A 24,982-nucleotide genomic window follows, 5' to 3' on the forward strand; every position below is an offset into this window, starting at 1 on the left:
TGGAATAAAAGGAACTGGAAGTATACAAGGGAAACAACAAGTTGGAGGATTAATAGGAGAAGTAAGAGATAAAGATGTTACTATAAAAGAAAGCTATGCATCAGTAAAAACAGAAGGAGATATTGATGTAGGAGGATTAGTAGGAAGCTTATACCTTAGCACAACAATAAGTGAACCAGCAATCGAAAATAGTTTTGCACTAGGAGAAGTAACAGGAACAAATAGTGTAGGAGGATTAATAGGATCTAATTACTATTCAAATACAATAAAAAATAGTTATGCGGCAGTAAAGGTAAACAGTGAAGGAGATAGAAAAGGAGGACTAGTAGGAGTAAATTATTATAATAGACTAACAATTACAAATTGCTATTACAACAGCAGCATAACTGGATTAACAACTCCAGTAGAACAAGCTAAGACAACAGATGAACTAACTTCGAAAGTAACCTTTACTAACTGGGATTTTGAAAATGTTTGGGATATAAAAGACGGTAGTTCATATCCATTTTTAAGAAGCCTTCCAGTACCAGACCATGAGTATATGCCAGATATGCTATACCCAGTAACATTAAGACTTGCAGATACAAATAACACTTCAATAAGTTTAGCATGGAATAAAGTAGAATCAATTCAAAGATATGAGTTAGAAGTAGATGGAACCATAGTAGATGTTGGACTTGATACATCATATTTACATGATAACTTACATTTAGGAGAACAACATACTTACAGAATAAGAGCTGTCAACGAAGACGTTTATAGTAGTTGGAGTCCGAGATTAGTAATCACATTACTGGAAGCTCCGTTCAATATAAAGGCAGTGGCTCAAGATGATTCTATAATAGTTACATGGGATTATGTTAATAATGCTGCTGAATATGTTATAGAAATTAATGGTAACCGCACGTACAAAACAGATACTACAACATATGTTCATAAAGATGTTCTGAAGAATAAACAATATTTTTATAGAGTAAAAGCAAAAAATATCTCATCAGGAGATTGGAGTGAAGTTGCTTCTGCCATAAACTGGTCAAATGAAAAACCAGCAATTTGCTTAGCAGCTAATAATTGGTTAAAAGATCTAGTAGATAATGATGAAGTAGAAATCCTATTAAAATGTAATGGATTTGATGATTTATACACAGTACAATTTGATTTATCATATGATGCGGATAAAGTTTCAATTCTTATGGGCAACATTAAAAATATAATGGAGACACAAGAGGATAACACATATATAAGTGTATTAAATGATGATCAAACTGGTAAGTTAAAAGTATTGGCATCACTACTAGGAAAGAGAGAAGGCAAGAAAGGGCAATTTGATATAGTAAGTATAAAACTAAAACTTAAGTCAAACGATACTACTTTAAATTTAGATTCAAATACTCTTAGAATTGTCAATTCGTTATCAAAATATTGTGATGTAGATGAGAGTGCATCAATTAATATTAAAGTTTTATCAAATAGGTAGCAACGCTACCTATTTTTTAATTAAAAAGTTTGGAGGACAAAATAGTGACAATAAATAGATACGCAGATACCCCATATGGGAAAATAAATACAACTAAAACTAACAGTGCAAATAATTTTTCAGATAAGATTGAATATACTGAGGGAACTAAAACGGGAATTTTACAAAAAAAAGGGCAAGCTACGTTAAAAATAATTCCTGGAGAAACCGCATATGTGAATAGACATGAAATACAATTCGGAGAAGATACTCCTGAAAGTACTTATGTGTATAATGAAAATGGATATAAAGGGATACTTAATCTTATTGATACAGAGACGAAAGATGCTGGTTACTATGAGAGAATAAAAGATCCAAGAACATTTTATAAAACTCATAATAATACGATAACAAATTATTATGATTCCAGTGGTAAGCTTTACAAAACTACATATTCTTGGGGTGGAACAGATGATCATGAAACTTATCATATTGATGAAGATGGATATGAAGGATATATTCACAAAGTAGATACCGTATTAATAGATAAAGATGAAGTACATAACTCAGATGGTTCTTACAGAAAAATAAGCGTTTGGGAAGGACAGTATGAAGGAACAATAAAATATAGAGTAGTTTGGGTTGAAGGAATAAATAATATTGGATATTATTCAGGTGAGGTTTCGGAAGATTCAACAAGCGCATATGAACAAGAATATGAAGGAGTTGGAGTTACACAAGAATATAAAGAAAAGAACTTTGCTGAAAGTTATAATCAAGAGTGTGTAAATGAACCGGTAAATATAATTACAGGTAATTATTATTCCAATGAGACAGATTTAAAAATACAAGGTTATGGACCAAGTTTAGAAGTATCTAGGTACTATAATTCTTTAGATGAGAGAGTAAGTAAGATTGGAAAATCTTGGAGATTAAATTATGATACTGTACTTGAGAATATGTCATCAGAAGATATTAAAATCACTTATCCTGATGGTCACTCTGTGGTGTTTGAACCTGTTTCGGGAACAAATAAATATACAGCTTCAGAAGCGGAATTTGATGAGTTATATAAAAATACAAATAATACATATGATTTGAAAAGAAATGATAAATTAACTTATAAATATAATAATGGCAAGCTAATTTCAATTACAGATTTAAATAATAATTCTGTAACATTACAATATAATAGCTCGGGTTATTTATATAAGGTTATAAGTGCAAGTGGAAAAAGTCTGACCTTTACAAATGAAAACGGAAAGATTAAAAATATTGTTGATTCAAATAATAGGAAAATATCATATAATTACAATGGTAGTGGATATTTAACAAGTGTAATAAAACCTAATGGTGGTGTGGTTCGCTACGATTATAATAGCAAGGGTATAACGTCTATCACAGATGAAAATAATGTTAGATTTATTGAGAATGAATATGATGAATTTGGCAGAATCATTAAACAAAAAGATGATGATAACAATATTACTACATATAATTACGACGAGCTTAATATGGTTAACACATATACTTGTGAAGAAACCAATAGAAATGTTAAATATGAATATACTGATAAATTATATATTGATAAAAAAATATATGATGATGGATCATATGAGGAATATGGTTATGATGAATGGGGAAATAAGAATAGAATCAAAGATAGAAATGGTAATGTAACAACTTTCCAATATAATGAAAGAGGAAACTTATTATCAACTACTTCTTCAGCACCTTTTAATTATCAAACATCCTTTGAATATGATCAAAACGATAATATAACAAAAATGAGTACGCAAGACGGACAAATTAAAACTTTTGTATATGATAATAATGGCAATTTAACGAAAACCATTGAAAAAATTGATGAAGAGAATAATGCAATTAATGAGTATTCATATAATCCCAAGGGACAAATAATTACTAGTAAGGATGCAGAAGGTAACATTTCTAATTTTAGTTATGATAATTTAGGAAACTTAACTAAGATAACAGATGCAGAAGGTAATGAAACTGAATTTGAATATGATAATTTAGGAAGAAAGATTTCGGAAACTACTGCTTACGGAACCACAAACTATACATATAATGACTTAGATAAGGTAGAAAAAATAGTAGACCCAAATAATAATATAACCAGATTAAAATATGATAGCAGAGGTAATTTAATAAAACAGATTAGCCCTGAACAATATAATGCTAGTGAAGACGATGGTATAGGTGTAACTTATCAATATGATGGCATGGACAGGCTAATTAAACAAGTAAATTCTTTAGGATATACATCTGCAATTTTATATGATCAGGATGGCAATAAAGTAAAAGAAGTAGATGCTAATAACTATAATAGTGACCTGCAAAATGCATTAGGTGTAAAATATGAATATGATAGCAGTAATAGAGTTATTAAAATTAAAAATCCTTCAGGTGAAAAATCAAGAATTATATATGATGCTGTAGGAAATATTATTGAAACTATAAATGCGAATAATTATAGTGAAACTACTGATGATGGTAAAGGAATAAACTATGCTTATGACTCATTAAATAGAATTAAAGAAATAAAAGATGATGACGGTAATGTTATAAAGAGATATGTATATGATACAGCTGGAAGAATTATAAAAGAAATTGATGCAAAAGGTTATCAAGCAGGCAGCAGCGATTCACAAAGATATGGAACGGTATATAAATACAACTTGATGGGATGGATGATAGAAAAAAGAACTCCTGTAAAAAAACAAGGTGAACAGGTTTACTATAATATTGGACAATATGCTTATGATAAAAATGGCAGAATGATCCAAGAGAAAAAATCATCAGAATATGTAACACTAACTGATGAACCGTCCAATTGGTTTATAATAGAAAATACTTATGATAAAAATGGCAAAATTAAAACAATAAGTGATTCAAATGGTGCCTATTTACAATATTCTTATGATGGATTAGGTAATTTAATCGAAGAAAAAACTAAAATAAATGAAAGTACTTTCGAAACAAGAGGCTTTGAATATGATAGCTTAGGTAGATTAGTTGAAAAATGGTACGAAGCAGATTCTTCAGATTTAAATATAGGTGGTGAAGGAACAACTAAAATAGAAACTAAATATGAGTATGATAAAAATAATAACCTTTTAAAAACTATTTCTCCAGAAGGCTATATTACTACTTATGAATATGATAGCGATAATAAACTAATAAAAGAAAATAAAGAAGTAACTGTAGATGATATAGACATAGAACAAAATAAAATATATGTCTCTTCTAATAGAGAAGTAATATATCCTGACCAGACTTATCAATATGACGTTATCATAGATGCAAATGATGAAATTGTATCTTCGGTTATAGAAATAGATTATGATTCTAGAATTTTTGAATTAATAGAAGCCGAAAGTAGTATTGATAATGCTGAAATAAATACACAAACAGGTAAAATAACAATTAATTTAGAAAATGTAGATATTACAAGTAAGACTAAGATTTTAACATTAAATATGAAAACTAAAGATCTGATACAAGGATTTGGTTATATTGAAATAAAACCGGACTCAAACTATACTGATGGTTCGGGAAATCTACAAACATATACAGAATTAATTGGCAAAAATATCTATGTACAAATACCGGATATGAATGGTGATAAAAAAATAGAAACTAATGACTTTACATTAACAGCCCTTCAAAAGCGAACTAAAGTAGAAGATGTAGGATATAATGAAAAATTTGATATTGATAATAGTGGATTAATTGATAATGCAGATCTTGATCATGTAAAAGATTGGATTTTTCTTAATAAGATTGAGAAACTTAAAAAGATAGAAAAACGTCAAGAAAATATAGCAGGAAAATATAAAAATTTATCATATGAATTAGATTCACGAAGTGATGTTAGAGAAACAATATATAGGTATGATAAAGTTGGTAATATTGTAAAAGTAGAGGATTGCAACGGTAATGAAATAAATTATAGCTATGATGCATTAAACAAGCTAACTTCAATAGAAAATAAAGAAGGCGGAGTAACTAGAATCTTTTACGATGAAGAAGGAAACACGAAAAAAGTAGTGCAACCTGAAAATTACAATAGCTTAACTGATAACGGTAAGGGAAAAGTCTATAATTATGATTATCAAAACAGATTAATAGAGATTATAGATGAAGAAGGCAATATAATAGAAAAAAACACATATGATTTAAATGGAAATTTAATAAATTATATGGAAAAATCAAATTATTCAAGTGAGTATACATATGATATAGGAAATAGGGTAACATCTGTTATAACTCCACAAGGAAGAAATATAAAATATAGTTATGACGCATCAGGAAATATCTTAAATTATATAGATGGTGAAGGAAACTCCACATCATATGAAAGAGATATATGGGGGAATATAACAAAAGTAATAGATGCAAATAATGTTGAAACAAACTATGAATATGATTATGCAGGTAACTTAATAAAAACTGTGGATGGAAATAACAACACAACAGAGTATGTTTATAACAGTTTAAATATGTTAAAAGAAATAAAAGACCCTAATAATGGTAAGATAACATATAAGTATGATAAAGAAGGGAGAATTGCAAAGCAAATAGATAGAAAAGGACAAAATATTATTAATAGATATAATTCAGATAATAATATAGTTCAAAAGCAAATACAAGGAACCGATGAGATAGAAAAATATTTATATAATTTAGACGGAACTGTTTTAGCAGCAATAAATAATACACAAGTAGATACTTTTGAATATAATAAAAATGGCCAAATTGTAAAGAAATATAAAAATGGAGAAATGACACTTAACTATGGCTATAATATGAATGGTAATAAAAAAAGTATTTCTAACAATTTTGAAGAAAAGGTTGGTTATGAATATGATTCTATAGGAAGATTAAATAAAGTATTATATAATGATGAGCAAAAAGCAAAATATAACTATAATGCTGATTACACAGTCTGCAAAATAGAATATGATTCAGGAATCACAGTAGATTATAGCTATTCGAAGGATAAAGATGTACAATCAATAATAGCAAGAAATTCACAAGGAAATATTATAACGCAAAGTAACTATCAATATAATAACAACGCAAGTGTAATATCACAAACCATAGACGGTGAAACAACAACATATGGATATGACAAATTGGACAGATTAAAGGATATCTATTATCCAAAAAATATAACTGAAAAATATACATATGATAATGTTGGAAATAGAATTCAGAAAAATTACAGAGGTCAAATAACAGCATACACTTACGATAGTAATAATAAATTACAACAAAGCTCTATAAATGGACAAGCTACAGTATATAACTTTGATTTAAATGGAAATTTAATAGAGGAAAAAATCGGAAGTGAAGCAACAACATACAAGTATGACGGATTTAATAGATTAACAGAAGTAACATTGCCGGATGAGAGTTTCCAAATCAATAAATATAATGCTTTAGGTTTAAGAACAGAAACAATAGAAAACGCAAAAACAACAGGGTATATATATGATGGAATAAATGTTATAATGGAAACAGATTCTGCAGGTCAAAAGGTTGCAACAAATATACGTGGTCTGGAGTTAATAAGTCAGATAAATAATGAAAATAAACAAAAGTATTATTTATCAAATGCACATGGAGATATCCTAGACGTAATAAATAGGCAAGGAGACATATTAAATAACTATAAATACGATCCATTTGGAAATATAACAGAACAAATGGAAACCCTGCCAAACAGATATAAATATGCAGGAGAACAATATGACGAAGTAACAGGCAAGTACTACTTAAGAGCAAGACACTATGATCCACAAGTAGGAAGATTTATACAAGAAGATACATATAGAGGAGATGGATTAAACTTATATACATACGTAGCAAACAATCCATTAAAATATGTAGATCCTAGTGGATATTCCAAGTGTGCTAATAATAGCAGCTCTAGTAGATATGATAAATATTCTAATCTTATTGCATATAGTGGTAACGTTGGAGATTTTAGAGCAATGGAAGCTGGTCGTTATACTCTCTCATTAGAAAAGTATAAATATATAAAAGATCCTGCAGGACAAGTATATTGTGCATGGAATGATACAATCCCAAGTAACAGAATAGATATTCTTAAATTAAAAAATAGTGGATTTTTTGGAATGGAATTTTATACAAGATTAAGCTATTTAGAATCAAAGGGTATTGATGTTACAAAATTAGAAGTACAAGAATTAGATCAAATATATGAGGTTGAGCATTTTACTAAGGTTGGAATGATTGCTGGAGGTGTAGATGCGGCAGCGACAATATCACTTAATATTGCTAAAGCTGGAACAACAGTTGCTAAGGGAATGATAAATCTTAATCCTAACGCAATCAGATTTAGTCAGAGTTCTGTAAATGGTTCACAAGAGATAATTAAGAGTATGAAGAAGAAGGGTTGGACAGGAGAACCAATTGATGTTGTTAGAATGTCTGATGGTGGTCTTACAACTATAGATAATACTCGTGTTGTTGCAGCTAGAGCAGCTGGAATTGATGTTAAAGCTGTAGTGCATAATGCAAACGACGTATTACCTCAAAATCTAATTAAAAGATTTACAACTAAGAAGGGTGTACCTACTACATGGGAAGAAGCAATAGAGTTAAGAATTGGCAAGCAAAAATCAAGCTTTAAAAAGAATAACCCATTTGGGTCATATGAAATGGAGAGGGTTAAATAGAATGATAAATAAATTACCAGAAGAGTTTAGAAAAAAAGGATTTGAATATCCAGAGCCTTACACTAAGATTATTGAATTAAACTTATTAGATTTTGATTTTTGGTATATTATGAATGAAGAACAAGCATTAACTAGGTTAGATGAGTTAAGGCAAAGATACCCTGAAAGATATCTAGTACCTTTCGCTAGGAGAGATGATAATGATGATATCGCTTGTTTTGATTTAAAAGAACCAAATAAAGTCCAAATAATCCATGATTTTGCATCTAGTGGTTATGAACAAAGAAGAACTTATGCTGATTTATGGGAATGGCTACAAGATGCAATACAAGAGATGATAGAAAGAAATAGAGAAGAAGCATTGGAGTGATAAAAATGAGATACTTAGAATTGAGCAAAGAAGTCTCTTATGCTTTAAGGCATGCACCTTCTGAATATGGGTTGGTATTAGATGAATATGGGTGGGTGAGTGTCCAACAACTTCTTAAAGCATTGAATAAAAATGAGAAGTGGGCTTTACTTAAAGTTGATGATTTATTTAAAATGATAGATGCATCTGATAAAAAACGTCATGAAATTGTTGATAATAAAATCAGAGCTCTATATGGTCATTCTGTATCATCAAAAATTAGAAAAGAGTCAAATGAACCACCCGAATATTTATATCATGGTACTGCTAGAAGATTCATTGATTCAATTAAAGAAAAAGGATTATTATCACAGGAAAGGCAATATGTTCATTTATCTTTAGATAAAGAAACAGCTTTACAGGTAGGAAAAAGAAGAGATAAAAATCCTGTAATACTAACAATAAAGGCAACACTAGCATGGCAGAATGGAGTCTCCTTTTATAAAGGAGACGATAAAATTTGGCTAGCAGATTCAATAAAAAGTGAATATATTGAATTTCAATAATTCTATTAAGATGGTCGTCTTTGGAGGACCATCTTACTTTTTAAAAAAGGGGCTATCCAGTACCGAATGATTCCAATACGATTACTAAGATAAACATAACCCATATGAGCCCTATACGAAAAATTTATAAAATCAAGTGTACGCACATCTTGAATAGTATCACGTTAATTACTTTAGTCCAAAACAAAATCTTTTCTAATATTATCAGTTACCCTCATTTCTTTTGCATTTTTCCTAAGCTTTGTTTTCCCTCTGTCTATTAGAAATCAAGTATAATAGCATTTTAAAAATTATTCATTTTTTAGTAAGTATTTCATAAATGGAGTATGTGTTCTATACGGAATAGACAATTTCATTGGAAAGTATGGATACCACTATGAAATTCATATTGAAAAACCAAATAAGGCATATCTTCTACTTCTAATACAGGGAGAAAGATGAATAACTATAAAGGAACAAGATATATTGGTAATAAAAGACAAAGAAATAAACATGGTTACTGCAAGGTATATGACAAGAAAAATCAGTTGAAAGAAGTGAAAAAAGAAGAAGTGGCGGGAGAATTAACAAGGGTTGAGATAACATATCGTACCTACCCTAGATTTCCTATAGATGAATTGATTCATCACCCGCCCAAATTTAATCGTTTATATACCTGTAATGTTGTTCCTGATATAAGTAACCTTTGGTAGTAGATAAGTGTGATAAAGATAATGTATTTATTGAATCCAGTATATATGAAAAGTTAAATTCTTAAAGTATACAAATCCTAACCTCTATATTGTTATAATAGTATAGAGGTTTTTTATAAAATAAATGTTATAATGGAAACAGATTCTGCAGGTCAAAAGGTTGCAACAAATATACGTGGTCTGGAGTTAATAAGTCAGATAAATAATGAAAATAAACAAAAGTATTATTTATCAAATGCACATGGAGATATCCTAGACGTAATAAATAGGCAAGGAGACATATTAAATAACTATAAATACGATCCATTTGGAAATATAACAGAACAAATGGAAACCCTGCCAAACAGATATAAATATGCAGGAGAACAATATGACGAAGTAACAGGCAAGTACTACTTAAGAGCAAGACACTATGATCCACAAGTAGGAAGATTTATGCAAGAAGATACATATAGAGGAGATGGATTAAACTTATATACATACGTAGCAAATAATCCATTAAAATATGTAGATCCTAGTGGATATTCCAAGTGTGCTAATAATAGCAGCTCTAGTAGATATGATAAATATTCTAACCTTATTGCATATAATAATATCAATCCTAAAAAAATTACGGACCATTATTTAAAAGCTAATTCTTTAAATAGTGAATATAGGACTGTTAAAATAACATTGCCAAATGGAAATGAGAGCTTTGCTCTTAGAAAAGATGGCAAGATAATGAGGTTTGATGAAAAAAGCCTTGATGATGGAACCATAATTCATACTGCAAAAGGTGATTATATAATTAAAAAAGGGAAAGAAGTACCGGTAAAAAAGGAAAAAAGGGAAGAAAAGGAAAAAAAGAAAGAAAAGAAAAAAGATACTTCAAACGTTAAAGAGACACTAAAAAGTGGAGCAGGTACTGCATCAGGTATAGCAGGTGAGTTAAAAGAGAATAGTACAAAGATTGTAAATGGCAGTACAGAAGTTAATCCATATAAGCCAGTTGGGACTGCAGGAAATGCTGTAGTAGCAGTAACCTTAGCAAATGATTTAATAAATACAGTAGTAGAGGATAATGGAAATACAAAAAACCAAAAAATTATAAAAGGATTAACTCAAGTAGGAGGAACTGGAATAAATGTAGCTACGGGTTATGTAACTGCAAGATCAGCTGTAGCTGTAGGAAGTCCATTAGCAGTAGAATCAATGGGAACAAGTTATATTATGCCATTTTATATGGCTATGTCCATAGATAAAAAGGTTGCGGAACAAGTTGAGATTTTACAAGATAAAATATATAAAAAGTATAATATTAAGTGAGGTTTAGAAATGAAGATATTTAGGTTTAATGTAATATTACATTTAATAAACTTAATTGTAGTTATATATACATTTAATAAAGTAATACAAAACATAAAGTTGAACAATAACTTAATTAATATTATAATTATAGGTATTATATTTATTGTAATTGTATTTGTTACAATTCACTATTTTTACATATGTATAATCGTTAATGAAAAATCTATATGTCATAAAACTTTTTTAAAAAAAAGAATAATAAAATTTAAAGACATACGGTCAATTAAGCAATATACTTATCATGGCTCGATACAAATATTTAAAGCTTCCATTAATAGTAATAATGAAGAAGTTATAATATCACCAGTATATCGACATTATAAAGAATTATTACAACTGGTAGTAGATAGGTGTGATAAAGATAAAGTATTTATTGAATCCAGTATATATGAGAAATTAAATTCTTAAAGTATACAAATCCTAACCTCTATATTGTTATAACAGTATAGAGGTTTTTTATAAAATAAATGTTATAATGGAAATAGATTCAACAGGACAAAAGATAGCAACAAATATAAGAGGTTTAGAGCTAGTAAGTCAGGTAAATGATGCGAATCAACAAACGTACTATTTATCAAATGCACATGGAGATATTTTAGACGTAATAAATAGTCAAGGAAACATATTAAATAACTATAAATACGATCCATTTGGAAATATAACAGAACAAATGGAAACCCTGCCAAACAGATATAAATATGCAGGAGAACAATATGACGAAGTAACAGGCAAGTACTACTTAAGAGCAAGACACTATGATCCACAAGTAGGAAGATTTATGCAAGAAGATACATATAGAGGAGATGGACTGAATTTATATACATACGTAGCAAACAATCCATTAAAATATGTAGATCCTAGTGGGCATAATAAGTGCGCTAATAATAGTGAAAACAGTAATGGTGTGATAGATTTTAGTAGTAATGAATACATTGTGAATATTAAAAAATTATTATTGAGAAAAGGTAGCTATAATGCTATGGAACAAATAATGAGGGATGTGGAAAAATCTCCACAGTCATTTGCAAAATTAAAAAATTCCGGTTCATCTAAATATATGGATTTTATTGATATGGTTAATGATATAGTATTAAGCATTACTCCATATACAGAATCTTATGAGATTAAAAGAAATGGTGGAAGACCTTTTTATGTAAGGGTTAAGAATTATGATAAGTTTAAAGAAATTCATTACTTTAGAAATAAGCTAAATTGGGCACCAGAAAATCTTTCTGATATGATAAAGTTATCTCAAAAGAAAGAATGGACATTGTTACCAGTAGATGCAAGCATTTATCATATGTATGGAACTAATGGGGAGTATAATTTGAAATTTGTGTCTAAGAATGGTCACTTTGAAGGAGTATATAGTAGTTTAACTAAGAAATTAGTAACGGATCCAATTAATATGGGTACTTATAATTATGCTTATCCATATTCCCTTAATCATTTTACTTATGATGTAAATCCTTGGAAAGAGTTTGGAAATGTTTATGGCATTTTAGTACCTAGTGAGGATACAAAAGCAAAATTTGATGATAATAAATATGCTCAAAAAAAATATAAAGAAATAAAAAATCAAATAAATAAAAATTAAGAAAGGATTTATATAATAGTGTTTGAAAAAGATAAAAAGTATATCATTTTATTAATACCTATAGTGCTTATACAAATATTAACAGCTCCCATTTTTTTAATAGGAATTCTAAATATTATTTCGAATAATGTAATTGATGCTGCTAATTATTCTAATACACTAATGGTGCCTATAATATATATTTTATTAACTTTGTTAATATCAAGTTTTTTATATTTAAAAAATTTAAGAATAATTAGTATAACATTAATGCTAACAAGTATACCAATATCAATTATTCAATTTAAAATAATATTACCATATTTATGGTTGTAAATTTTAATACATTAATATAAGTTTATTACATAGCTGTGTAGCTAATTTTTAGTAATACAGCTATGTTTTTTATACTAAAAAATGATCTAAGGTTAAAAAAAGGTATAAAGTATTAAAAAAGGTAAAGAAGTAAAACCACAATAGATTTAATAGATTAACAGAAGTATGAGGGAATAAATGTTATAATGGAAACAAGTCATCAGGACAAAAGATAGCAACAAATATAAGAGCTTTGAAACTAATAAGTTAGACAAATTATGAAGAACAATAAATGTATTTCTTATCAAATACACTAATAAATGGCCATTATTTAATGATGTTAAAGTACCAAAGAATCAATCAAAAGCAATAAGAGGTGCTTTTACAGATTTTATTTGGAATAAGGTATTGAGTGAGTGAAAGAAAATAAGGATATTATAAATATGGGAGTGCTTAATAATGAATTTTAAAAACATTTTTGTTTTAATTTTTACTTCAGTTTTTATTTTAGTAATATGTTTCATTTGGATTATAAGCCAAGCCTTTTCGGAATGGGGTGATGGTTTTGTTGGAAAAAGTGAAGAAATTAAAAAAAGTAGCTTAGGAGATGAATTCTTATTTAAATACGAAACATATAATTTCCCACATATTTATACTAGAGTAACAGTAATGGATGATTTAGGAAAAGAAAAAATTACATATTTTGTTATTGATGGAGAGTTTTGTAAACCTGATATTGTAACTATAATTGATTCCCCTGAAATAAGATGTTATGAGCTTTATGGAGAGTTAATTTATAGAATAAAAAAGGATAGTTTTAAAGGGATGTCTATATTTATGATAACAGAATATGATCCAAAGGATTATCCATCATTTATAGAAGTCGCGGAAGAATTAGTTGCTAATAATGAATGGAAATGGATAGAGGCTTGTGGAAAATTTCTTTTAAAAGCTGATAATGCTGAAATGAAAAATACCCTTGAAAGATATGCACTAGGTCAGTTTTCCAAAGAAGAACTCGAATTGAATGAAAATAGCGAAATTACTAAAGAGGAAATGCAGGATTTTGCAATACAGACTCTCGAAGACAATACATGATGTATTAATAATAGCTACTTTATTATGTTAGACAATATAATCAAATTAAAAAAATAAAAATCTAATAATGAATATTGGAAAAGTTGTGATTAGCAAAATATTTGTATATAAGCTGGTGAATTTATTTTAAGAGTAAAATCAGAGTATAAATATAAATTGAATTAGTAAGGGAAAATCTGTAAAAGACTTTCTATGTAATGGCAAAAATCAGGACCGATATATCCTACAGATGTACCACATAATTAAGGAGGTTAGATATGAGAATTCTAGATACTGAAAATGATAAAGCTTTGAAAGACATAAACATTTATTTAACAAGAGTAGAAGTTCATGAATTGTTTGACGATCTTAAAGCGATGTTGGAAACAAGTAGCCAAGAGCATCACGTTCATATTAACGATTTGCAATATGAGCATGAGATTACTTTTGCTTTATATGATGAAGAAGATGTATCCTCATTTGATGAAAGATCTAAAATATTAATAAATCACGATAAATAAATCTCTTGTAATAATAGAAACATAACTCAGAACTAAAGTGGTGGGAATGGCGAACCAAGTCGTTCCACAGCTTTTATTTAGAGTTATGTTGATAGTTTCTTCTTGCTTATGCAGTTAGTTCTTTAAAACATTTTCACTTTTAGCACCATTAGGAGTAGAAAGGAGTAGATTAAATGAAAAATACAAAAATAATCAAAGCTTCTATTGTACTTTGTATATTTAATTTTATAATATTATTATATTATTTTTTAGGAAGATTTAATGGGTGGTCATCATTTTGGAAAGAAATTAATTGGTTTACAATAGCAGGAGAATATTCCTTATTTTCAATTATTATTACTATAGTATTCCTAGATTTAATAAGAAGATTACCTATCAATAAAAATAGCAAAATATATAAAACACATTTGTACTTAAATATAACTTATATTATAGGATATTTCCTAAATGTAACTTTTGTAGGTGGATTCTTAGTAGTTACCATATTTGAACCGTTTCTAAGATAATTAAGGAGATAGATAAATGGGCAAAAATATAATCATAATAGGTATTATAAATATAATAATAGCTATATCAGCTTATCTATATTATTTAATCGTGCCAAATTTTTTTGTATATCTTTATTTTAGATTAACTTTTATTCCATCTATAATAATAATTGTATTATCGAAAGATATAAACTCTAAAACTTTAAGAAAAATAAATTATTTTATTAATATTAGTTATTTAATTATGTTCTTGAGTATGTATTCGCATATACATATGAATTTAAGTTAAATAGTAATCAAGAGGTATTATTCATATATTTAAAAAGAGTACCTTTTAATCAACAGTAAATAAAACAAAAGGGGTTAGATAGAAATATCTAACCCTAAATTATACCAATATAAAAATTATAAATATGATGAAATTATGCGTTTAGAGTCAGGACATAAAACAGATGAAGCAAAAATAACTATGATATAATACAATGTAGGATAAAACTTAGGAAAGATCAATTAAAAAAGTGAAATAATCTTTCTAACATTAACATCAGTTAAGTAGGAACATGTTTTATGAGTCAAAAAATAGTGAGTAACAGAAACAAGTCTGACTGTCTAGGGCTTACTAATTGCCGCTAGTTGTTTATTGTATTTTAGATAAATTTTTGTACTCAAAGCTTATATTTATTATTTCATTAAATAGTATTAAAAACAGATAATTTGTTTTATTATGTTTATTTTTAACAGGCGTTTTTCTATTTGGATCTAAAATTAATTTTAATTGTTTTAGTGCTCTTCTGTTTATAGAAACAGTTGTATTATAATTTAAATTCATTAATCGAGAAACTTCAGTTAGAGGTTCTTCGTATATGTAATGCAGGCGTATTACTTGAGCATATTTAGGTTTTAATTTGTTTATAGCTGTTAAAATTTCTTTGTTTTTAGCTTTTTCTAAAACTGTGTTCAAAACATCTTTTTCTACTTTTATTGTTTCGCCATCAAGAATTTTTAAAGCCTTAGCTATTTTAATTTCTTTTCTGTATTTATCACAAAATATATTTTTTGCTATTTTCTTAAAAATTGGCATCAAACTATCATAATTTCGTATTAGATCTATTTTTTCAGTTGAAGTTAAAAAAGTTTGTTGCACAATATCTTCAGTTACATAAATATTTCTGGTTATAGTATAAACATACTTCATTAAAGATTTATAGTATTTATCAATTTCTTTGTTTAAAAATATATAATCACATTCTCTCATTTTAACCTCTTTGAATATTGTAATCGAATGATTATTATAATGCTAAATAATTTAAAAAACATATTTATAAAATAATTAAAAAAATTTTTATAAAAAGTACACGATAATGAAATGTTTTTACGTGTTTATATATAGATAGTTTTTTAGGGGGGATATATATGACGTAAAAAATGGTTTGCAGTAGAAAATATTTTTTTAGTTTAGTAAGCAGAAAGGAACGAGGTTATGAGTTTTGTAGAGATTATTGAAGATGAAGAATTGGGAATTTTAGAGTTATGGATGTTATCAGAAGAATCCATAGAAGATTGGAATAATAGAAAAAGTTTTGAAATAGATTCAAAAAAGGATTAAAATAATAAGCATTAGAATATTAAATCTATAAAAATATTAAATTTTTATATTAAAAATTACAGTTATATCAATTAATATTATTAAAATTCATTATAATATGTTATTGCAGTATGGTGGTCCGGATGGAGAAATAGGTGCGACACTAAGATATTTATCTCAAAGATATACAATGCCATATAAGCAGTGTATTGGGATATTAAATGATGTCGGCACAGAAGAAACCGTACACTGATGATATCATAAACAACTTAGCATTGAAATTTTAGCTATTTATTAGGTAGGTAAGGGAATATTTCAAGGGAAAAACTACGCTCTTTGCCTGAATATTTCCCACCTTCTTTTTTAGTATAAACCACTTTTTCTATAGCGGATTTTAGAAGTGTATTTTTATCTGCTGGATCATCTAATTTATCATATAATTCTATAACTCTTTCTATTCGAGGAATGATATCTTTCTCATTTCCTTCTTTTTCTTTAAGAGACAATTCTTCCTTTAATTTATCAATTTTATTATTTATAATTTTTCGCTTTTCAGAAAGCTTCTTGGAGCGTTCCAAAAAAATTTCTGTAGTATAAATACCTTGCTCCAAGAAATCATGAAGGCTGTCAATTTGATTTATACATTGTTGTAATTCTGAATTAGCACGAGTTAATGATTTTTCTATATCATTTGATGTAGTAGCAGGTGAACAATTCTTTTCCAGCTGTAGTTTAAAATGAGCTAACCATAAAGGAAGTTGATTTATTAATTCTTCTTCTACAAAATCTAACCTGCTGCTTATATTGTTACATTTTCGATTAGTGCATACCAAAGAAGGTAATTGTCCGGATTGGTTGTATGGTCTGCGTGACATATTTTTACCGCATACTCCGCAAACAATTATACCGGCAAGAGGATTTTTTATTTCTCCGTATTTGGCGTTAAGTCGTGGTCTTGAATGGGATTTACGTATAAGTTGAGCTTGTTCCCAGATGTTTTTATCTAAAATAGGTTCATGTAATCCTTTTACTAAAATAGGGTTTTCATTACGAGGTCTGCTTTTAATAATTTTTCCGGATTCAACATGTTTAATAGTGGCTCTGCCATTCCAACGAATAAAACCAATATAGACAGGGTTAGCAAGCATATCTTGAACGGTGTAAGGAGACCATGATTCTGCATATTTAGGTTTATATCCTCTATTATCCAATTCATTACAAATTAACCTAGGACCTTTATCATAATTAACATATAGTTCATAAATAAGTTTAACAGCTTCTGCTTCTTCAGGAATTATACGAAGTGTATTCCCTTTTTCTTTTTGGATCTTAACTATTTCATATCCATAAGGAGGTTTATTGCCTACATACTTCCCCTCATTTATAGAAGCAATTTTCCCTGTCATTAGTCTGCGATTTATAGTCTTATATTCTCTTCTGCTCATAAATAAACCGAACTCAAAGTATTCTTGGTCAAATTCATTAGTAGGATCATAAGTTTTCATAGGTGTATATATTAGCGTATTAGAATAAGTGAATGCTTGAGATACTATGCCCTGATCTAAAGTATTGCCTCTTGCTAAACGTTCTACTTCCACAACAAGAACACCATCCCATATACCCATTTCCACTTCTTTTAATAAATGCTGCATAACAGGACGTGCTTCAATTGATTCACCTGATACTATTTCTTTATAAATTTTGGTTACATTCAAATGCAATTTCTTTGCCAGTTTCATTAATTGTGCCTCATGACGAGCAAGAGTTTCACCCTCGCCACGAGCCTCCGCTTCTGCATCAGCTCTGGATTTTCTCAAATATATACATTCCGACATTACATTCACCATCCTTTATATTTATCAATATCAGTAGTAACATATGCTATAAATCCATCTTTTGGAGTAATAGTATCAATAGCAGATGCATTTGGTATATCTTCATCATGCTCCAATTTTGAAACTATATAAAGTCCTAAAGCTTCTTGAGCCATTTCCATAGTTTATTCAAGAGAATTCCCGCAAGACTGGCATCCTCCTAAATCAGAAAATTCAACCCAAAAACTATTATCTTCTTTATGAAATATTGCAGGGTATATTTTTAACATTTTTAACCTCTTTAACCTCTTTACTTTACAGCTTACCTTCTTTATTAATTGAGTCTATTAAAGCTTCTTGCAATACTTGTGAAAAATTTACTCCTTTTGAAGTTGCTTCTTCATTTAGCCATTCGGGAATTGTTAATGTTTTTTTTACAGCTTTACTGCTATTTCTTTTTCGATATAAAGCAGTATCACATTTAACAAGTGTAACTAAATCTTCCCCTTCAGCAGTGAATAATTTAATATCAGAAGGGGCAGGTATGACACTTTTGTTTTTTTCAAGATTATACAGAGTGAAAGCTAAAACATCTTCAGCCATTTCAATTCCATCTTCTAAATTGTCACCTTGAGTATAACAACTTTCTAAATCGGGAAAATGGATTGAATAACCCTTTACTTCTTTTGTAAATATTGCTGGATATACATATTTCATAATCAAACCTCCTTAAAAACAGGATGAAGAGGGACTCTATTTGAGACCTGCATCCTTTAATATACTATTTAGTGTTCCATTTGGTATTTCTGCTTTATGCCTTGGAACCGGAAAGGATTTGCCTGTAATTGGACTATAATACATATCATGTCTTGCTCCGTGTTCCTTAAATTTAATTCCGTTCTTTTTTAATAGCTTTAGTAGTTCCTGTGTTTTCATGGCTTCTCCTTTCAATGACATTATTGTAACACGTATTAATACGTACGTCAATAAAATATGCGTAAAATACGTAATCATTATAAAATAAAAAAACTTCCTGCCTTAACAAGAAGTTTTTTACTGCTAGTATTAAAATTATAAATTTACATCGAAAGTAAATGGGGAAAAATCAATATTAAAATCATCACTAGATATATCTAAAACAATCTTTAAAGAACCGCCGTCAACGGATGCAGGTTCAAAAGAAAGAAGTCCGCTTTGTTCACTGCCATTCACCATTTCACTCTTGAGAGTAGCTTCGTCATAGCTTATTTCTGATTCATCCAACTGAGTAGAATCTTGAAGGATATAAGAGTTAAAAGTATAAACGCTTATGCTATTTCCAGAGTTATTTGCCATGTTTAAATAAACTCTTGTTGATTTGTCGGCTATTTCTACTTTTTGTAATGTCATTGTAAGATTATGCTGTTCTAAAGTTTGATTTACTTGTATTGTTTTCTTTGAAGGATTAAATATAGTAGCATCAGCTTTTTCTATTTTCGTTATTTCTATAACGGGAGCTAAGACGGTAGCACCAAAAGCAGTTACACCAAGTTTTAGACCAAACTCTTCCTGGCTTAAATTTAGAGCTTTTCTAAGTTGGTAATAAGTCTTAAGAAAGATTGCTCATAGGACATTCATAAAATTCCATATATTGTACTGGAGGTGATCCACATAGTAGTAATGGAATATAAGACACCAACAGGTGCAACAATTAAATTCAATGATGATGCTTACAGAAATAAAACGGAAAAAGAACTAAAAGAAAGAGAAGATTATATAAATACAGTTGCAAGTATTCTGGCACAAAAAATTAGAAAAAATGAAAATAAGAACGATTAACATAGAGAAACCCTCATTAGTGAGGGTTAAAACTAAAAAGAGGACAAGAAGTTACCCAAAAATAAAAGTGGACAAGCCATGAATAAATTTTTAGTAAATTATTTGAACATTACAGAATGTTAGATATGACAAGTTCGAGCAAAAAAACGCTCTATTCATTTGGAATTAAAGTATTTGCTGAAAAAAATGAACATGACAAAATGAAACAAATGTAACATTGACTAAAATGCAAATTAAAGTAATAAAAAATACTATTAACTGTAAGTTTGCTTATGCGATTATGATAACATCAAGAGAAATAATAAAATATTCCTTCTTTAAAAACTACATCGATAGGTGTGTTTTTTTATTACAATAAAAATTAGGCACTCATTGAAATTTCAAACACTAAATACAATAGAAAGGAAAAAAAGGTATTAATCAAGATGAAAGTTATAGCGAATACCTTATAGTTATATTTTATGAAAGAGATAATTGCAATTATAAAACTACATATAAAATAAACTAAAGGCAAGAAATTATAATTTATATTCCCTATGAATAAATATGCTCCGTAAAATAACAAAGGTAATATAACCGGTGTACTAATAAATAATGCAGCTAGGGCTTGTAAAAGATAACTAATTAATTTACTTTTCATTTTATTTTCCCTTCCTATTTATCAAAGAATATACATTACATAATTTAACTATAAACATTTTTGATTTTTATTACAACTAATATATTTGAAAGGAGATTATCAAATTGATTGATACACAGAAATTTTATAAATCAACCCACTTGGATTAAGAAACGTGCACACATATTAAGGCGAGATAAATATCTTTGTCAAGTATGGAAGAAGAGCAATAGCTGACACAGTACATCATAAGGTATCCGTTGAAGATGCTCCTGCGCTTAGGCTTAAAGATGATAATTTAGAGAACCTTTGCCAAATTGTAGAAACCTACACAAATAAAGCTGGAGCTACTAATGAAAGAAAGATAGCTTTGTATCAGTCAATTGAAACATTGCGAAAAGATGGTGATGAAATTGCTTCAATGAGAATTGAAGCACTGGCAAGTAATTCAGATCACGCAGAAACTATATAAGTCTCTTAACAAATTAAAATTAATTTATAAAATTATATTTCATACACTATTATTACAAGTAGAAAAATAATTGTTGAATTACATAAATATATAATTTAATATCTAAAATAGAGAAAAAGTAGAAGCAATCTGCTTTCTTAAAACAGCCAGCATAGTATCCGGCTGTTTGCATAAGAATATGTAATTATTAATTATGTATTTAAATGACAATATTACCGTTAGCATCAGGATCTTTAAAAATAGCTAATATTCCCTCAATAAAACCAATGAGCCCGGGAATAAAAGTCCAGCAAAATAATAAATATAATATACCCAGACCTGTTTTTCCGGAATAAAATTTATGTATGCCTAACGAACCTAAAAATATTGCTAATAAAATATAAGCTATTTTATTGACTACTTTTCGTCCATTATTAGTTCCAGAGAAACCTGTATTATTTGAGGCATTTTCATTTGTAATGTTAATATTGATTCCCTTTTTTTCGATTTCACTTTCAAGCGATGGTGTTTCTATTGCTTTAGCTATTATTGTATCAGTTTCACTAGTAAATATATTTACAGCATCCCCCAATGAGGGCTCGAAATCTAAATCCTCACGTCTAGCTTCAATAATGCCACCACCTTCTGTTCCTACGACAATTTTTTCTTCGGTAATTTTGACTATTCGGTCCATTTGTAATCCTCCATAAATTTAAATGCTACAATGAATTGGTAAATATTACATTATGATTCTATCATAGAGGTGTTTTAAGGGCAAGAAATATATGGAAAATCATGTTTAATAAAAGAGAAAAAGGTATAATAAAGAAAGAAAACATTCAGGCAATGTAAATTTAATTAATTATTTTTTATATGTAATATAAGCCCTAAAAAATGTATACAAAATAGTCAAAAATAAACGTTAGAATTTCAAGGTTTATAAGGATTATGATATCATCAGTATCCTATTGAAATGGGACATTTTGAAATGGTTGCAACTATTGTACACCAACTTACCAGAAATATGACGATGGAACAAATTAAGGAAGCTGGGTGGGATACTTATTTTGTAGATCATACTGCAGGAATTTATCCTATAGCTGCATCTGGAGTACCTTTTAATGCTGCGGCTTTTGCATCAAAAGGTGATGCTATTACAGATTTAGTAGAAGATATGGCAGCAGATGATGCGACTTCACAAGAACAATATTTCTAAAAGATAAAAACAAATTTATACATAAAAAGTTTACCTGATAACTTTGGACGAGTTGGTAAACCTTTTTTCTTTACCACAAAAAAATTAAAAAATCTAAGTGGCTCTTGAAATTACTGACGGAAAATAGAAGAATATAAAAAAAATCCGATGTCAACTTTTTCGGATTCAATGAACCAATCAAAGATAGGTGATATAGGGCAGTGGACAAAAGAAGGATGCTTTTCTAATATAATTACTACATTCATAATTATTATGATATTATTTCTTCTTTTTCGATATTTATAAACATGATATTCATAAATATCTATTATATATGTTTTTCAGGCACTTTTTCTATTTGTTATTTAATGGTAAGTTTGATAAGATAACAGGGAAGCTAAGAAATGCATAAAGTATAAAACTTTCGAAACAAATAAAGATTTGTTTCGAAAATTATATAATAGGTATGATACTATTGATATGTTAGTTATTGAATAATAAGCATTGGGGGGTTATTCTAAATGGTAAAAAAACGTAAATTACGGGTTATGTTAATATTTCTAGCAGGAGTTTTATGTTATTTTGTAGTTTCCGTACTTCTCTATCTATGCAATGATAATTTGAATATTGATATAAGAAGATGGATTTCACAAGCTGTTTTATTAGCTGGTATTTTAGCTATTTTTTACTGCATTATTTTATGTATGAAAAAAAGGCGGTAAGACTCAAGTGTATTTTGATATTGTTAGCTTTATGATTTTTATTTGAGGATGGTGAGTAGCAATATGAATGGATATGCAAGTGAGGTCTCTTATTTTTATGATCCGACGCTATTATTATTGCATAGATTAGTTATTTATGTATTATTAATTGTAACACTGGTTTACATTATTAAAGCATACCGAAAAGAGAATTCACGCATAATAGCTAGTTTATCTCTTTTCATAAGTATCATATTACTGGCAAGACTTCTGGTTTTATTTCCTGATGTTATAACTACAACAGATACACCTGGCATTTATTTATTATTGTCTATTGCATGTCTAATTTTTTTCTGTGTAACACTCTTTTTTTTATATAAATATATAAAAAGCAAAGATCTGGAATTATTAACGAATATAGAAGTGATTACTCTTATAGTTCAATTTATCTCTGCGATTGTTCTTTTACTCAGTACAACAAGAGACTTTTCTGTATTTTTCAGTGTAACAGGTTATCTTGGCTACATACTGTTATTACTTGGGGGCTTTGCATATTATAGAACCAAACACTATATTTGTATTTCGTTTATATCGTGGGGTGTATTTATTTTTCTATGGATCACCAATTTTTATTATGGAACTTACACGACATGTACTTACTCCTGAACAAATCAAAAATAATTAAGTATTAAGAACCTAGGAAATAATTATAGTACGATAGTTGTATAAAGTAAGTATTTTAGGACATATCGGTTATGACTACGAAAAAAGAGGAAGAATTGATGTATCTGAGCATCCATTTACGACGAACTTTGGGAATAAGGATGTCAGGATAACTACAAAATATGATACTTCGGATTTCAGACCTGCAATTTTCTCTATGATTCACGAAGGTGGTCATGGAATCTACGAGCAAAATATTCCGGATGAACTTGAGGGAACCTCTTTAGGCTCAGGTGCATTAATGGGTATGCACGAATCTCAATCACGGTTTTATGAAAATATCCTTGGAAAAAGCATGGAGTTTTGGAGTTATTTTTATCCGAAATTTCAACAAACCTATAAAGAACTTGAAGGGGTGGATATTATATCGTTTTATAAGGCAATCAACTACGTGGAACCATCTTTAATTAGGATTGATGCAGATGAATTAACTTACAGTCTTCATATAATCATTCGCTATGAAATTGAAAAGCTCCTGATAAACAGTGATATTAACCTTGATGACGTTCCGGGGCTTTGGAATGAAAAATATAAGGAGTATTTGGGTGTGGAGCCAAAAAACTATGCTGATGGAGTATTACAAGACGTTCATTGGGCTGGCGGTGACTTTGGATATTTTCCAACTTATGCACTGGGAAACTTGTATGGGGCGCAAATTTTCAATAAACTGAAAAAAGACATTCCTGATTGGAATAAAAAAATCTACAGTGGGAATTTTGTGCCTATTACTAAATGGTTAAAGGAAAATGTTCATAAGTATGGTGCAACGTTAAAGCCTGCTGAATTAATAAAGAAAGTTACAGGCGAGGAATTGAGTGCAAAATACTTTATAGATTATCTCAACGATAAATTCGGAAAGTTATATGGTGTATAAACAATTAAAACCTGATCGTTGTATTAGGCTTGTTAATATGTGATAATAATCCTCAAAGTTTTGTTTAAACTTTTTCAATTTTTTACA

General features: G+C 28.7%; 24 protein-coding genes. 16 read left to right on the plus strand and 8 right to left on the minus strand.

What is annotated here, in order from left to right; genetic code table 11:
* The 10 genes from K292_RS18860 to K292_RS0110345 all read left to right on the plus strand — a co-directional run.
* On the plus strand, positions 1-1,477 hold a 1,477-nt coding region (locus K292_RS18860; RefSeq protein WP_037373034.1), incomplete at its 5' end, for a cohesin domain-containing protein.
* A 44-nt stretch (positions 1,478-1,521) separates the two neighbouring features.
* Complete coding sequence (locus K292_RS0110295; protein ID WP_027399773.1) at positions 1,522-8,184, plus strand: RHS repeat-associated core domain-containing protein; 6,663 nt, start codon at positions 1,522-1,524, stop codon at positions 8,182-8,184.
* A 1-nt stretch (position 8,185) separates the two neighbouring features.
* The gene (locus K292_RS0110300; protein ID WP_027399774.1) at positions 8,186-8,554 is read left to right on the plus strand and encodes an SMI1/KNR4 family protein; all 369 of its coding nucleotides are present in this window, start codon (positions 8,186-8,188) and stop codon (positions 8,552-8,554) included.
* Between the two features lie 5 nt (positions 8,555-8,559).
* On the plus strand, positions 8,560-9,099 hold the full coding sequence (locus tag K292_RS0110305; RefSeq protein WP_027399775.1) for an RNA 2'-phosphotransferase: 540 nt from the start codon (positions 8,560-8,562) through the stop codon (positions 9,097-9,099).
* Positions 9,100-9,536: 437 nt separating this feature from the next.
* Positions 9,537-9,791, plus strand: a complete 255-nt coding sequence (locus K292_RS0110310; protein WP_027399776.1) for a hypothetical protein — start codon at positions 9,537-9,539, stop codon at positions 9,789-9,791.
* Positions 9,792-9,923: 132 nt separating this feature from the next.
* Complete coding sequence (locus tag K292_RS18960) at positions 9,924-11,096, plus strand: RHS repeat-associated core domain-containing protein (RefSeq protein WP_027399777.1); 1,173 nt, start codon at positions 9,924-9,926, stop codon at positions 11,094-11,096.
* Between the two features lie 517 nt (positions 11,097-11,613).
* A complete protein-coding gene (locus K292_RS0110325) occupies positions 11,614-12,735 on the plus strand; it encodes an RHS repeat-associated core domain-containing protein (protein ID WP_027399779.1) in 1,122 nt (373 codons plus the stop codon).
* 753 nt (positions 12,736-13,488) lie between these two features.
* The gene (locus K292_RS0110335; protein ID WP_027399781.1) at positions 13,489-14,127 is read left to right on the plus strand and encodes a hypothetical protein; all 639 of its coding nucleotides are present in this window, start codon (positions 13,489-13,491) and stop codon (positions 14,125-14,127) included.
* Between the two features lie 257 nt (positions 14,128-14,384).
* A complete protein-coding gene (locus K292_RS0110340) occupies positions 14,385-14,627 on the plus strand; it encodes a hypothetical protein (protein WP_027399782.1) in 243 nt (80 codons plus the stop codon).
* A gap of 173 nt (positions 14,628-14,800) precedes the next feature.
* Entirely contained in the window at positions 14,801-15,133 is a 333-nt protein-coding gene (locus K292_RS0110345; protein WP_027399783.1) for a hypothetical protein, read from the plus strand.
* 619 nt (positions 15,134-15,752) lie between these two features.
* Here K292_RS0110345 and K292_RS17910 read toward each other — a convergent pair.
* Positions 15,753-16,370: an RNA polymerase sigma factor gene (locus tag K292_RS17910; protein ID WP_027399785.1), complete on the minus strand. Its 618-nt coding sequence runs from the start codon at positions 16,368-16,370 to the stop codon at positions 15,753-15,755.
* Between the two features lie 225 nt (positions 16,371-16,595).
* On the opposite strand from K292_RS17910, the gene K292_RS19305 reads away from it, so the two are divergent.
* Both K292_RS19305 and K292_RS19455 read left to right on the plus strand, forming a co-directional pair.
* Complete coding sequence (locus K292_RS19305) at positions 16,596-16,721, plus strand: hypothetical protein (protein ID WP_281168547.1); 126 nt, start codon at positions 16,596-16,598, stop codon at positions 16,719-16,721.
* A 97-nt stretch (positions 16,722-16,818) separates the two neighbouring features.
* On the plus strand, positions 16,819-16,953 hold the full coding sequence (locus K292_RS19455) for a manganese catalase family protein (protein WP_084145973.1): 135 nt from the start codon (positions 16,819-16,821) through the stop codon (positions 16,951-16,953).
* Positions 16,954-16,987: 34 nt separating this feature from the next.
* On the opposite strand, the gene K292_RS0110365 is transcribed toward K292_RS19455, so the two are convergent.
* The 6 genes from K292_RS0110365 to K292_RS17915 form a co-directional block, all read right to left on the minus strand.
* Positions 16,988-18,535: a recombinase family protein gene (locus K292_RS0110365; protein ID WP_027399786.1), complete on the minus strand. Its 1,548-nt coding sequence runs from the start codon at positions 18,533-18,535 to the stop codon at positions 16,988-16,990.
* Positions 18,536-18,540: 5 nt separating this feature from the next.
* Positions 18,541-18,696, minus strand: coding sequence for a type II toxin-antitoxin system HicB family antitoxin (locus tag K292_RS18660; RefSeq protein WP_156900521.1), 156 nt, complete (start codon positions 18,694-18,696; stop codon positions 18,541-18,543).
* 3 nt (positions 18,697-18,699) lie between these two features.
* The gene (locus K292_RS18865) at positions 18,700-18,804 is read right to left on the minus strand and encodes a type II toxin-antitoxin system HicB family antitoxin (protein WP_169515455.1); all 105 of its coding nucleotides are present in this window, start codon (positions 18,802-18,804) and stop codon (positions 18,700-18,702) included.
* A gap of 25 nt (positions 18,805-18,829) precedes the next feature.
* Complete coding sequence (locus tag K292_RS0110380) at positions 18,830-19,231, minus strand: type II toxin-antitoxin system HicB family antitoxin (RefSeq protein ID WP_330364955.1); 402 nt, start codon at positions 19,229-19,231, stop codon at positions 18,830-18,832.
* A gap of 36 nt (positions 19,232-19,267) precedes the next feature.
* The gene (locus tag K292_RS0110385) at positions 19,268-19,450 is read right to left on the minus strand and encodes a type II toxin-antitoxin system HicA family toxin (RefSeq protein ID WP_027399788.1); all 183 of its coding nucleotides are present in this window, start codon (positions 19,448-19,450) and stop codon (positions 19,268-19,270) included.
* A gap of 135 nt (positions 19,451-19,585) precedes the next feature.
* Positions 19,586-19,903, minus strand: coding sequence for a hypothetical protein (locus K292_RS17915; protein ID WP_156900522.1), 318 nt, complete (start codon positions 19,901-19,903; stop codon positions 19,586-19,588).
* Positions 19,904-20,173: 270 nt separating this feature from the next.
* Between K292_RS17915 and K292_RS18665 the strand changes: the two genes are divergently transcribed.
* A complete protein-coding gene (locus tag K292_RS18665; protein WP_156900523.1) occupies positions 20,174-20,332 on the plus strand; it encodes a hypothetical protein in 159 nt (52 codons plus the stop codon).
* A 1,290-nt stretch (positions 20,333-21,622) separates the two neighbouring features.
* On the opposite strand, the gene K292_RS0110405 is transcribed toward K292_RS18665, so the two are convergent.
* A complete protein-coding gene (locus K292_RS0110405; protein WP_027399790.1) occupies positions 21,623-22,096 on the minus strand; it encodes a TM2 domain-containing protein in 474 nt (157 codons plus the stop codon).
* Between the two features lie 279 nt (positions 22,097-22,375).
* On the opposite strand from K292_RS0110405, the gene K292_RS16810 reads away from it, so the two are divergent.
* From K292_RS16810 to K292_RS16815, 3 genes are all read left to right on the plus strand, one after another.
* The gene (locus tag K292_RS16810) at positions 22,376-22,618 is read left to right on the plus strand and encodes a manganese catalase family protein (protein WP_084145974.1); all 243 of its coding nucleotides are present in this window, start codon (positions 22,376-22,378) and stop codon (positions 22,616-22,618) included.
* A 500-nt stretch (positions 22,619-23,118) separates the two neighbouring features.
* Complete coding sequence (locus K292_RS0110415) at positions 23,119-23,319, plus strand: hypothetical protein (protein WP_027399791.1); 201 nt, start codon at positions 23,119-23,121, stop codon at positions 23,317-23,319.
* Positions 23,320-24,019: 700 nt separating this feature from the next.
* Positions 24,020-24,895: a carboxypeptidase M32 gene (locus tag K292_RS16815; protein ID WP_330364956.1), complete on the plus strand. Its 876-nt coding sequence runs from the start codon at positions 24,020-24,022 to the stop codon at positions 24,893-24,895.
* The last annotated feature ends 87 nt before the right edge of the window (positions 24,896-24,982 follow it).

The sequence above is a fragment of the Anaerovorax odorimutans DSM 5092 genome (assembly GCF_000426305.1).
In the GTDB taxonomy this organism is placed as follows: domain Bacteria; phylum Bacillota; class Clostridia; order Peptostreptococcales; family Anaerovoracaceae; genus Anaerovorax; species Anaerovorax odorimutans.